The sequence below is a fragment of the Microcoleus sp. AT9b-C3 genome, assembly GCF_036705485.1.
In the GTDB taxonomy this organism is placed as follows: Bacteria; Cyanobacteriota; Cyanobacteriia; order Cyanobacteriales; family Microcoleaceae; genus Microcoleus.
In genome coordinates, this window is record NZ_JAUBUR010000052.1 from 24,404 (window position 1) to 35,373 (window position 10,970).

At 44.4% G+C, this 10,970-nt stretch carries 9 protein-coding genes; 6 read left to right on the plus strand and 3 right to left on the minus strand.

The genetic code is table 11. The features are described from left to right. Positions 1-251: 251 nt before the first annotated feature. Positions 252-377 carry a hypothetical protein gene (locus QUB77_RS28805; RefSeq protein ID WP_333296182.1) on the minus strand — a complete coding sequence of 42 codons (126 nt, stop codon included), beginning with the start codon at positions 375-377 and terminating at the stop codon, positions 252-254. 205 nt (positions 378-582) lie between these two features. Further along, the gene (locus QUB77_RS28810; protein WP_333180524.1) at positions 583-2,520 is read right to left on the minus strand and encodes a bifunctional 3'-5' exonuclease/DNA polymerase; all 1,938 of its coding nucleotides are present in this window, start codon (positions 2,518-2,520) and stop codon (positions 583-585) included. 492 nt (positions 2,521-3,012) lie between these two features. Here QUB77_RS28810 and QUB77_RS28815 point away from each other — a divergent pair, with 492 nt between their 5' ends. From QUB77_RS28815 to QUB77_RS28830, 4 genes are all read left to right on the plus strand, one after another. Beyond that, complete coding sequence (locus QUB77_RS28815; protein ID WP_333180525.1) at positions 3,013-3,690, plus strand: hypothetical protein; 678 nt, start codon at positions 3,013-3,015, stop codon at positions 3,688-3,690. Between the two features lie 468 nt (positions 3,691-4,158). Next, positions 4,159-4,380 carry a hypothetical protein gene (locus tag QUB77_RS28820; protein WP_333180526.1) on the plus strand — a complete coding sequence of 74 codons (222 nt, stop codon included), beginning with the start codon at positions 4,159-4,161 and terminating at the stop codon, positions 4,378-4,380. Between the two features lie 219 nt (positions 4,381-4,599). Continuing rightward, a complete protein-coding gene (locus tag QUB77_RS28825; RefSeq protein WP_333180527.1) occupies positions 4,600-6,684 on the plus strand; it encodes a hypothetical protein in 2,085 nt (694 codons plus the stop codon). 234 nt (positions 6,685-6,918) lie between these two features. Continuing rightward, entirely contained in the window at positions 6,919-7,557 is a 639-nt protein-coding gene (locus QUB77_RS28830) for a hypothetical protein (protein WP_333180528.1), read from the plus strand. A 3-nt stretch (positions 7,558-7,560) separates the two neighbouring features. Here the strand turns inward: QUB77_RS28830 and QUB77_RS28835 are convergent, their stop codons facing one another. After that, positions 7,561-8,625: a DUF5895 domain-containing protein gene (locus QUB77_RS28835; RefSeq protein WP_333180529.1), complete on the minus strand. Its 1,065-nt coding sequence runs from the start codon at positions 8,623-8,625 to the stop codon at positions 7,561-7,563. A gap of 83 nt (positions 8,626-8,708) precedes the next feature. Between QUB77_RS28835 and QUB77_RS28840 the strand changes: the two genes are divergently transcribed. Together QUB77_RS28840 and QUB77_RS28845 are read left to right on the plus strand one after the other, a co-directional pair. Further along, positions 8,709-10,643: a type IV secretion system DNA-binding domain-containing protein gene (locus QUB77_RS28840; protein ID WP_333180530.1), complete on the plus strand. Its 1,935-nt coding sequence runs from the start codon at positions 8,709-8,711 to the stop codon at positions 10,641-10,643. Then, on the plus strand, positions 10,643-10,900 hold the full coding sequence (locus tag QUB77_RS28845) for a response regulator (protein ID WP_445251786.1): 258 nt from the start codon (positions 10,643-10,645) through the stop codon (positions 10,898-10,900). The genes QUB77_RS28840 and QUB77_RS28845 overlap by 1 nt, the downstream gene beginning before the upstream one ends. Positions 10,901-10,970 lie beyond the last annotated feature (70 nt).

Consider the following 10,970-nt stretch of genomic DNA (forward strand, 5'->3'; position numbering starts at 1 on the left):
CTAACTTTTTTTACCTAAGTTTTGAGAGGAAGTTTTAGCCGATCGCCTGCATTAGATTGCGAACCCTTAGAACCGCCAAACCGTGTCCCTATCGGCGATATAGCGGTCATTAAAGACCGATTAGCCCTACCTTGATATGAAAAAGACCGCGTAGATGGCGAGACGAAAATAGGCCTCTTTTGCGATCGCCCCACTGAACATCCACCAGCAAGCGCGATCGCTAGAATCAACCACACGCGGCACACCACGTTTTACCCGGCCGTCGCAGCCAGCAGCATCACGCCTTTTTTCCGCGCAGTCGATCGAGAATTAGCCGATCGGGACTTACGCATCAAGACCAAAGAAACCGGGTTTTTTACCGAATCTCGTAGCGTCAACGAAGTATTTCGCAAAAAACCTGGTTTCTGGCCATCCGTGTGTAAGTCCTACCGATGTAACTGTTGCCATCCCTCGTTTCGGACACCACCACATGACCACCGTCACCCCAGCCGCGAGTATTTTGCAGCACCGCGATGCCTTAAAATTGGTCGTAGATTTAATTGTAGAACGCGCCGAAACAAGATTTTAATTAAGAAACAAACATTAACCGCCCCAACTTGTCAGAACCTTGATTTCTACTTCGCAAGGAATGGGCGATAAAAACTTGTCGCCGGCTGACACCATACAGCTATCAAGTAAAGTTTTTACTTGCTCAATTTCAGCAATTGGACACTCTAACAAAATTTCATCATGAACGACACAAATAAGTTTAGCTCCTGTTCGTTTCAAAGGTGCAAAAAGTTTCGCTAATGCTAATTTAGTAATGTCAGCACTCAGCCCTTGAATCGGGTGATTCAGCATTTCATTAAGCAGCGGTTTAGATTCTTTAGACCAAAGTCGCCGTCGGCCAGCCATTGTGCGACTTTCTCTAATCCCTTTCTGCCACTGTCGGCGAATGGCTGCATGAAACTGTTTAATGCCTGAATAGGAGTTAAAAAACTTTTTGCGGAACAGCGAGGCTTTTTCCCGAGTTAAAATTACTCCGTATTCTGACTGAGCCATGTTCTTAAATTTGTTGACTCCCATGCCGTAAATTAAACCAAAATTAATGATTTTGCCAAGCTGTCTCTCATCTGAGGTGATGTCAATCAATGGTTTGTCAAGCACTAAAGAAGCCGTAAGTTTGTGTAAATCTTCACTTTGAGAGTAGGCAGCCCCCATTGTGCGATCGCCCGAAACCTTAGCCATGATTCTTAACTCAATTTGGCTGTAATCGGCTTTGAGTAGTACACAACCTGGTGCTGTGATAAAACACTGCCTAGTTTCCCCATCTCTAGGAATATTAGTTAAATTCGGTTGGCGACAGCTAAACCTACCAGACCTCGCTCCAATCTGAAACCAATTCGGATGAATTCTTCCAGTAATGGGGTGAATGTGATGGGGCAAACCTTCAACAAATGTGCTGATTCGAGTTGACACGCTGCGGTAGTCGAGCAAAGCTTGAATTACGGGATGTTTGTCAGCAAAGCAAATTAATGTCTGAGTAGTGGTGGAATTAACAGGAATACCAGTAGATTGAAGGGCTGCTAAAACTTGTTTTGGAGAGCGGGGATTAATGGTTTCTGTAAATTCGGGAAGCAGGGAGAGTTGTTGGTGAGGGTTAGGTCGATGCAATTGCGAATTAATTTGGGTTAAAAGCAAGTCGCGAGTTTGACAAAGTTTGTTGCCAAGAACTTTCCACTGTTCTCTATCTAGTAGCATTCCATTTAGTTCCATAGAAGCTACCGCAGGCAAACAAGCAAACTCCAATTTTGCAATTTCCCAAAGTTTTGAAGCTTTCAGTTTTTGTTTTAGCGTTTCTCGCAAGGGCAATAAAATTGCAGCATCGGTAGCGGCATATTGCAGTTGATATGGTGTCAGCGTTCCACTCCAGTCACTTGTTTGCAGCGTTTTATCTAGCTTGACGCCGAGTAGTTGGTCGGCTACAGCTTCTAACGATAAATTGCGTTTTAGTCCAGCAACGAGCACTCGGTACGCCAGATAGGTATCGAAAAAGGGACGTCTGGGGGGCAATCCAGCTTGAGTTAGCATCATCCATTCAAATTTGAGGTTGTGACCTATTTTCAGGGCTTCTCCGGCTAATAGGGCACGCAAGGGGTGGAGGTCGGCGGGTGCGATCGCCCTGATATCGATGACTGCGACTGGGCGATCGGGAATTGCTAACTGTACTAGGCAAACTTTGGCTCGGTACGGGTCAGTTCCCAAAGCAGTTTCGCAGTCAATACCGATAATTTTTGCTTCTTGAAAAGGCTTGAGGGCTATTTTCAAATCTGCTGCATTATTTATCAGTTCATAGACAGGTTTTATCGAATCACTCAATTGATTTGTATTACATTTATTAGGAGCATTCTTAGTTATTATATTTTTCATCATTACTTGGGTTTCTTCCCAAGAATAGAAAGATTCAGGAGTATCTCGATCGACATGGGGGTTTGAGTAATATTTGATAATGTCTCGGACATTACGCAGCTTATTATTCATGGATTTTGTTTAGGAAAGTGAGGGAGTTATGAGTCAGTTTTTTCCAAATCAACTTAAGTCTTGGAGTTGAGGACTAAAGTCAAAAACATAAAGGATGGCGGTTGGTCTAAAAAAAACCAGGTCAACCCTGGTTTTGATTTAAAAAAGTTGGCAACTTTAAAGTCGGCAACAGTTGTTTTGGTTATCCCAAGTGCCGTCTAAAAGGTCGCAGCCTGGTTTGCCATCTGTAATCTTTTTACAAACGGCTGCGTTAGCGTTTGTTGTCACTAACAGCAACAGGCTTGTTATAGCGATAGCAATCATTTTTTTCATAACGGTGAACTCAAATGTGTGAACTTCACCGATACAGCACTGTTTAGTGCGACTTTAATTCGGAACGATTAGATTTTGAAAAAAGAATTAGATGAAGGTGGATGGAAAAATATTGTTTGAATTTAAATTGAAAGATTATGACTATAATGTAACTGAGTTTCCCACTTACCGAGCTTTTTTATGAGTAACTCAATTCCCTCCCAGCCGCAATCCACAATAGATGATACAACCCGTTATCCGCGCTTGATGGAACTGATAGAAGCAGAAGATGCAGCTAATGGAGAAGTTGGCTGCGGTGGGAATTTGGGTAATAAACCTTCAGTTTATCTGAAAACCTGCGGTATCAATATCTCTGATGAAAAGCTAAGAAATTTGTTAAGGGAGTATTTAGGTCATCTATTGATGGAGCTAGATTTTGACTCAATAATCAACCATGTGAGTCATTTCGTAGAGTCATTAGTCGTGCAGGAACACACTCAATTAGAGGAGACCAAACCAGCATTAATGCTCTTAGAATCAGTTTTTGAGCAAATTCCTGCGAAATCACTCAAACAATGTATTGAGTCAGAATTGGGTGAGTTTTGTTCGGAAACGGCGATCGAGCAAATTGTTCAGTACACTGGTCAAGTGATTCACAATTCAATTCTTCAACCTCGACATAAGTGGCCCAAACCTATTTGGGTACTAAGTGCTCTTGAGAAGGTGTATATTGCTCAGGCATCTAGTTTAGATGCAGCAATTGCCCAAGTGAAAGCACAATATCCCCACGAAATGGGAGAGCTGCAAGTAATAAAAGTAGGAGGTTTTCTCGCACCAAACCAAGTGATTTCCTTGGACTTTATGAACAATTTTAAATAAAAATTGCTGGAATAATTCGGTAGCTTTGAACGCACGCAAAGATGTGTTATATCCGCTGTTTTAAGCCAATAGAGTTCAGTTAAGGCAATCCGCTCGGAAAAACAGATACTCTTGTTTGCTTTCCTACCCTACCCTTCACCGAACTCCTAGGGGGAACGGGAACGCTTTTGGCGAACGGAGCGCTAACGCTCTTGAGTTCGCAATTACCAAAAAACAACGTTAATTCAAGCGTATTGTCTTTTAAGCATGGGGATTCTTTAGATTTGAGTCGCTTCTCCCTATTAAAAAACATTTTTATCGGCTTGGTAGCATTGCCCAGTGCTGAGAGCCGTTAGGCAACCTTCATAGAACTGCCCCTCCAAATGGAGGGGGTAATTTTTACTGGATGAAATCGCTCATAGAGGTGAGGTGTCAGGCATTAAATGCGATTTAACTTGGAAGTATTCACCACATGAACTAACAAAAACCATGCACAATTATTCGATTGAACCTAATTCTGGCTACAACAACTCCGGTTACGAATCGGAAGCAGATTTGACTGTCGGTTATTCGCCATCTAAGGAAGTTCGTCAAGGTAATTTTGACGACGCTTACCAAGAAAATATCTATGACTTGTCCAACCTAGCAGATACTCCTTGGACAGATTCAGCAGTCCGCCCGAATCCACAGTTTGAGCTGGAGCTTGAGTAAAGAAAAAATCGAGAGGGAAAAAATCGAGGGGGAAGAGGGGGAGAGGATAAGAGGGAGAGAGAGAGGGATATGGATATGGATATTGAGATTTAGCTGATGGGTTATTTCTGGGATGCTGCTCTAGTTTTTGTAATGTTTGAAAAAAAGTAAAAATGTTTACCAAATCATCAAGAATAGAGCAGCTTTTTTGATCCAAATTTTAGTTAACATAGGATTTCCATGAACAGTCCAAAGCAGTTAAAAAAATCAAGCCAGGTAGGATCTGCTTTAATAGCTGCCAGTAAACTCTGCCTAATTTTTGCTTTCATCTGCGCTACTTTCTTAAGCTTTCCATCAATTGCTAGCGCTAGTTCCTTACCTACTAAAATTTGGGAAAAAGAACAATCTAGAGTTTTGCTGCCAGATTGGAGCCAGATTACCTTTAGTTCCCTGCCCGCAGTTGCTAGTTCTGGAAGTTCTGGCGGTCGAAGCTGGCAAGCCGGCACTTCTGTTGACAACATCTTGAAGCTGGGGGACATTAACCATGTAAAACCTGAAATTCTTTCTTTACAAGCAATTGAACAATTGGCATTAGGGGATATCAATTTAGAGAATATCAGCTTGTCAGCATTTCCCTTAGCTGGTAAGCAAACTGTCGGTCACTTGGCTGAAATTGTTCCGAATCTTAGCCAATTTCAATTGAGCGATGTTCCTCCAATTGCTTCTTTATCTTCTCAAATAGCCGGAGTGAACCCTAACATCAACCAATTACCAATTGGTCAAGCTGTCAAACAAGTACCGCAACTAGCGCAGGCAAAACTTAACCAAATTGACCTATCTGAGTTTGCGCTCGCCCAAATTCCCAATCTTAATAGCGTAAATTTAGAACAGTTCTCTGGCTGGTCAGAGGAACTCATCAGCAATATTCCGCTCCTGAGTCAAGTCCCACTTTCTAATTTTCCGGTTCCTATTGCGTCTATTGGCAGCGCAGTCATGCGAATTGACACGATTTACAGTCGGTACGAGAGCAAGCGCAATAACACAATTTCCGGTTCTGATGTAGAAGGATTTGCGGTAGCCTGCGAGAAAGATTGCGCTTATATCGAACTCGACGACATGGAAAACGCCGGTCGCCGCGCCACAGGGCCGCTAGAAGGCAAGCAGTGGATTAGCGGCAAATACCAAGAAGTGCGAGGCGGTTCTGGCTGTTTGACCGGTTGGGAACCGACGGGCCGGCATCCTTTTGGAGAAGTGTTTAAAGTAGTCGTAATGGAGCCGTCAGAAACCAGCGATACTGTTGACACGGCTCTGTACTTCAGATTTAGTTTGCCCTGCGGCAAATCGCCTTACATTATTGGTCCGGTTCCGTTTCTCAGTTACAGCGTTAATTCGCCTATGTTTGTCGGTCGATTAGAGGGCGGTTCTTCTAACAGTATTTCGCGTTCAAAAGGCGTCGCCTCTGAAACAAAACCTTCAAAGCCGCTGAGTTCAAATCAAACTAAAGAAAACCCTTTACCAACTCAGCCTCTACCTGAATCCAAGCGAGAGTGCGCGCGCCCCGCAACTTACGTTAACGGTGTGGATGTAGCTTCATTAGGGGAGGCGTTAGCAAAGCTTTCCGAAGGAATCACCAATTTGGAAAATGCAGCCAGTGCCGACTACGAAGCCATTGGCGAGATGGTTTGTACCGAAGGATCTCGCAACTGCGGGCGGGCGATCGGTCGCTATCAGTTGATGAGCTACCGGGAAGACGTGCAGCGTGCTGTCAGTTCAACTCCAGGGGGGGCTAACTTTATCCTGAACGTCAACAAAGGTCAAAAACCTACAAGAGAGGAACTATTCCAATATTTTCCTCCTGCTGTTCAGGATAAAGTTTTGCAAAATTCTCTAGCTGAGAACTTAGTCAACAGCCAACAGGAAATTGACCCTACAACTGGGCAGGTGTTCAAGGGCGATCGCTTAATTGAGCGAGTAGCGCAGAAACACTTTGGGGGTTTTAGCAGTAAAATTGATGCCAGCTATTCCAACATTTTAGGCGGCTACTCTCTCAAACAGTATGGAGAGAAAGTCCGAGAGCTTTACAACCACAATGCCAGCGACAATTGCCGAGCTAATTCGGGGGACAGCAATGGTATCACAAACTCCGGGGGCGATCGTATTACTTTAAATGCTAGGTCAAGTATTGGTGCTGCGCCGTTCATCAGCTTTTTTCTGGTAGGAATGTGGTTTCTAGTTCGACTTTTTCAGAGACGAAATCAGCAATTTTTTCTGATGCTAATTTGGGGGTTATTAGTTACTATTGCCACCGCTGCACCCTCCCATTAGACTTGCATGGCATTCATTCGCTCGCTATTCTTGAAATCCATCTGCGTTGAGCTGTGTTGATCTGCTTTACCTCTGCGGTTCACTTATCACTCAAAGATTTATGCAATCTTGTCTCATGAATCAAGAAAGTCATTAAAATTGACTGCAAAATAGAGAGCCACTGCTTACTTAAGCCAAGTATCCTATCTTTTCAATTCCTTCCGTTGCCCTTAATTTGTTATTTAAGGAGTAAAAATGATTCGAGAAAATCGAGTAGAACAACAGACAGCCGGCATCCCAAGAATTGTCAACCCCCCGGTTTGGTTAAATCAAATTGGTCATTGGTTTCGCATTGGTTTGACAGTTTTTACCGCCCTGTCGCTATTATTGGGGACAGTTGCTTGCACGAATTCTAGTTCAGCAACAACTGCACCGGCTTCTTGGCAACAAGCTTTGCGAGTCACTCCAAAAGAAACTTTAACCCTAATTGTAAAGGAACACAGCAGCCTTCCAGAACTCAAAGTAGCGGCTGGGCCAAGTGCACCGGCGGAAGCGATTAAAAGAATGCGAGTGTGGCAAATTAATGGCTCAGTAGGGCGGCTGAACCTTTATGATTTCAATAATTCCGCTCTGTGCGGCACAAAAGGCTGCCTTTATGTTGGCTACTTAATTCCTAATGATTCGGGTCAAATGCCAACAGAAGTATTTGCAGCTTATCTCGACCCCCATAAACCGCCGAAAACTCCTTTGTTTAAGGCTGACACTTCCTCGCACGAGGGTTTGCCTTGTTTAGGAGTGAATCAGCTTTCCAAAGAAGGCCGGCGCCAGCTTCAATTTTGCTACGACGGCCTTACCTATCAACTTGCTGACAGCCAGCTTTTCAAAGATGGTTAGTGTTTAGTAGTCTGCGGGTTCATCGAAGTCAAAATCTTCTTCTGAATCAACCTCAACTTCAACCTCAGCCACCTCGGAAAATTCATCTAAATCCTCCAATTCTGAGTCTGTTCCTCCTTCAACTTGTGCAATTTTGCGAGGGGGCGACAATTTACCTCGATTTTTGCGGTTAGTTACGCTTTCTGGCAACGCCTGGACTTCAGGTTCGGCACCAGCGGCTATAGCTGGCAACCCGGCATCGCTAGCGTCTATGAAGCCAGCAATGCTATTGTGCAGTCCCCAAATCAATTTCTTTTGTGGTTTTTGACCGAGAAATAGCTTGTGAAAATTAGCATCTGTTGGCTGAGTAATGCTGTGAGTTTTGCAGCAAAAGGATTTATTTTTGCCTTCCCCTTCTTTGAGAGCTCTAAACTCGACATTCAACACTCCCAAAGAGCGCCACTTGTCACTTTTACCGCTGTAATCTCTCCCAAAGCAATCAGCAAATACCCGTTCCAAATTGCGGTAAAATTCTTCTCTAGCGCTCTTAAAACTCCAGAGGGCTACATTCTTGAAGCGGATCACAATCGGTACCTGATGCAGGGGTTGGTTTTTGGAATTTAGAAAGATGAGAGCGTGTTCGGAACACACTTCCTGCGTCTTTTTATCGAGGGCATCGCGATATTCGTCGTAAAGCCCAATAAAAGTACCTGCTAATTCTCCATTTTCTTCAATATCTTTGTAGCGGATGTACTCAGGCACAAAAGCTAATACCAACATCCTCACTTTTTGGAGCAGCAAGCCTGTCACTTGTTCGGTTAGTTCAACTGTTGTCAATTCCCCGACATCAGGCATTGCGTACCATTCGGCTTTGGCAAGCTGGTCGGAAGGAATCAAAATACCTGCTGGATTATCATTAATGACGATTCCGTAGGGCAAAGAGGGCTTGCGAGTTTGGTTGTATTCACTGTTGAATAGCTCCGGATCTATCTCGTAGTAATCAGCACTCTTGTTCTTGTGCGTGTTGGAGTTTCCACTAGAATTCTGTACTGTCTTACTTGGAGATTTCGCGTTATTGCTTCTTACCATTGTTTACCTATTTTTGTCATTGTCTCCCCCTTGAGGCGATAGCCTCTATCTGAATCCTTTAGTTTTTTTAAGAGCTAAAAAAAATGAACTATTTGCAATTTCTGCCTAAAATTAACAAAGCTACCTTGGTACAAATGGCAGTTCAACCTCCTAAACGTTCGTTAACTAGCATAGATTTTGGGGGGTTGTTGGGCCAGTTTATGAAGCCAGAGGGACTGGCAATGTTAGGGCTAATGGCAGGCTTACTTGTTGCTTCCAAATTAGTGGGAAACGGGAAGGGTAAAATTACCTCCGGGCGGCTGTGCGGGACGGCTGAAAAATTGGCAGCCACAGGTTGTGCCCTCAAACAAATGAAAGAAAAAAAACGGCAGCCCGTCACTTTGTGGAGCGGTACGCCGACTTATTGGTTTAAAGGTTGTCAGGGATTGAGCGCTAGATTGCAAACGCTATTAGGTGCATCTCCTACAGTTTGGTTTCCCCACGCAGAACGCGGCACTTTAGTCATTGGCGCTCCGGGGTCTGGCAAAACATTCAGCGTCATTGACCGGATGGTTGAAAGTGCATTTCAGCAAGGTTTTCCTGCCATTATTTACGACAAAAAAGGAGACCAGATGAAACTGCTTGCACCCCTTGCAGTGCGCTACGGCTACGACGTGCAAGTGTTTGCACCGGGGGAAGCTTACAGCGGCACTATCAATCCTCTGGATTTTATGAGAGATGCACAAGATGCAGTAATGGCAGCAGAAATTGGACAAGTTATTGCTCGAAATGCTAGTCCGGGGGAGAGCAAAGGCAATGAGTTTTTTGAGAAAGCAGGCGAGTTGATGGCGAAGGGTTTAGTGCAGTTGGCAAAAAGCAGTCCTTACCCGGATTTAGCTTTTGTGTACGCAATTATTCAACTGCCAGATTTGGTCAAGCGCATCGACCACGCCGTTCACCGACCCGACGGTCATCCCCTCAAAATGGACAGGTGGATTGCCTCTAGTTTTTCGCAGTTATTAAGTTCAAAAGATGCTGAAAAAACAGTGGCGGGCATCAAGGCAACCGCAGAGGCAACCTACTCCAGTTTCATTCAAAAAGATTTGCTGCGGGCATTTATTGGTCGCAGCACCATTCCGATTGCTTTAGAAGGCAAAAAGTGCATTATTTTCAAATTAGATGACCAAAGGCGCACTGTGGTGGGGCCGCTGTTAGCTGCTGCTATTCACTTATGTGTGGTGTCTAATTTGAGCCGGGTACGTTCTGACCCATTTTTGTACTGCTTAGACGAGTTTCCGTCTCTCAAGTTCGACAGAATGGATCAGTGGGCTAACGAATATCGTTCTGCTGGCGGCGTACCGATTGTTGGCATTCAATCACTCAATCAACTCTATAATCTCTATGGGGATAAAAAAGGGGCGGCGATCGCCAGTGCTCTGTCAACTCACGTCCTCTTCAACCCCGGCGATTTTGACACAGCGGAAAAATATTCCAAGCGGTACGGGGAAGTGGAAGTGCTGGTAAAAAATCGATCGACCGGCAGTTCGACAGGGCAGCAAACGAGCCGCTCTGTCAACTGGAGCGAACAGTTGCAAAAGAAACCGCTGATTAGTCCTGACGAAATTCTGAGGTTTCCTCAAGGCAAGTGCGTCATCACTTCACCGGCCTACGCAACGGGGACGGAAGCTTTATTTCCCTACCCTCTCAAGATTCCGGTGCGGCCCGGCGACATAAAGCGAGCTAAAGAATCTGAAGAACTGTGGGACAGCAGCATCAGACCGCAGCTTGAAAGGCGGGCGAAAGCTTTGTCAGTAGAGCAGCAGACAGGTAAACTGCTCAATATAGATGAAGAGCTCGACAAGCGGATTCAATTTGCTTATCACTTGCTGCCACATCCGAACGATCCAGAAGAACCCGTGACGGTGGCTGATATTAAGTCGCCTGTTAATGCTGCTGGTGCGAACAGCGCGGCTGGAAACATAGCGGTTGGCAATATTCGGACAAAACTTAAAAATCTGTCATTTGGTGGCGATAGATAATGGAGCAAACTAAACAATTTTTGGCTGACATTTTGATTGTTGACGATATTCCCGCTAACATTCAACTGCTCTCTCAACTGCTAATTGAAAACGGTTACAAAGTCAGGAAGCTGATTAGTGGAGAGCGAGCTTTAAAAGCAGTAGAATTGCAAGCACCAGACTTGATTTTGCTAGACATAAAAATGCCAGGTATGGATGGCTATGAAGTCTGCCGCCAACTTAAAGCATCTGAAGCTACTTGTGGTATCCCTGTATAGTCATTTCAAATAAGTATGAGACACTCTTTATGCACAATAAGCACGAATAACTTCATCAAGAGATGTGCCA

Coding starts and splice junctions, on each gene's coding strand:
- QUB77_RS28830 (WP_333180528.1), top strand. CDS start 6,919: ATGATTCGAGAAAATCGAGTAGAACAACAGACAGCCGGCATCCCAAGA.
- QUB77_RS28840 (WP_333180530.1), top strand. CDS start 8,709: ATGAACTATTTGCAATTTCTGCCTAAAATTAACAAAGCTACCTTGGTA.
- QUB77_RS28845 (WP_445251786.1), top strand. CDS start 10,643: ATGGAGCAAACTAAACAATTTTTGGCTGACATTTTGATTGTTGACGAT.
- QUB77_RS28810 (WP_333180524.1), bottom strand. CDS start 2,520: ATGAATAATAAGCTGCGTAATGTCCGAGACATTATCAAATATTACTCA.
- QUB77_RS28825 (WP_333180527.1), top strand. CDS start 4,600: ATGAACAGTCCAAAGCAGTTAAAAAAATCAAGCCAGGTAGGATCTGCT.
- QUB77_RS28820 (WP_333180526.1), top strand. CDS start 4,159: ATGCACAATTATTCGATTGAACCTAATTCTGGCTACAACAACTCCGGT.
- QUB77_RS28835 (WP_333180529.1), bottom strand. CDS start 8,625: ATGGTAAGAAGCAATAACGCGAAATCTCCAAGTAAGACAGTACAGAAT.
- QUB77_RS28815 (WP_333180525.1), top strand. CDS start 3,013: ATGAGTAACTCAATTCCCTCCCAGCCGCAATCCACAATAGATGATACA.